This window comes from Bacillus sp. JJ1764 (genome assembly GCF_036962145.1).
In the GTDB taxonomy this organism is placed as follows: domain Bacteria; phylum Bacillota; class Bacilli; order Bacillales; family Cytobacillaceae; genus Neobacillus.
On sequence record NZ_JBALNY010000269.1, the window covers coordinates 1 to 1,018 of the forward strand.

Consider the following 1,018-nt stretch of genomic DNA (forward strand, 5'->3'; position numbering starts at 1 on the left):
AGAAAGAATCTATTTTGAACAATCTTTTTTCAAAATAGATTCTTTCTATTTGTTGCATAGTAAGGGGTTAGTCGATATTTTTGATCAAACTTTATTACGAGTCAACAGTTAGCTCAATAACAAAAGGCTGCCATTTTTGTAGCAGCCTTTTCTTCAAGGAAAGCCCCTTTAGCTAAATAAGGCAAGTCATATTACTTGTTCCGTTCTTTATAAAGTTCCCATGTTTTATCCATAAACATCTTTATCTTCCCCATATGTGGTATCCCAGGTGACTGAAGCATATAATCATATTTCTTCATATCTTCTTTTTCAAGCAATTCTACTAAGTACCAATATCGAAGTTCTTGGTTTTTACAAAATTTAAATTCAGGGTCGTTAAAGATAATCTCCCTCAACTCATTTTCATCCTCTTTGTATTGCTCTTTCTTTGCAACATCAAATTTTTTGACTTCACGATAAAACTGATTCTCAATTATATCAATAGTTACATCTGCAATCATGATGCCTTGATTTTGCAACCAGGTATTATCTATTTCCACACCTACGAAGGTACCATTTTGAAGAATAAATAATGTCAAACTTTTCGGTGAGTCGAAATCTAATGATTTAATGCGTTGATTATGTGCACGTACTTCGGTTTTGAATTCTTTTGAATACTCACTGTACCAGTCAGTTGGAATGATGTATTCCTCGGAATTATAGTAAGTATAATGGTAATAGACATATTTAGAATTAGAATCACTTGCATATTTCAAGAAGTCGTCAATTTTATCTATATTTAAATAAAGTCGATTAGAAATATCAAAATCACTGACTTCTAAAGGAATGAGGTTACAGTTAGTGATTTTCTCGTTAAGATACTTGCTTTTCATTATCGACATACTACTTCTCCTAAACTAATTTTTTTCCTTCCAATAAATAATTGCTAAGGTCACTACTCAATTGGTTCATATTTTGATTTTACCACAATGTACCATATATTTAAGGGATTCTTCTTAAACTAACCTCCCTCAATAAA

At 31.2% G+C, this 1,018-nt stretch carries 1 protein-coding gene; it reads right to left on the reverse strand.

Annotated elements, in window-relative coordinates; translation table 11 throughout:
* Positions 1-191: 191 nt before the first annotated feature.
* The gene (locus V7083_RS23680; protein WP_335482672.1) at positions 192-881 is read right to left on the reverse strand and encodes a hypothetical protein; all 690 of its coding nucleotides are present in this window, start codon (positions 879-881) and stop codon (positions 192-194) included.
* Positions 882-1,018 lie beyond the last annotated feature (137 nt).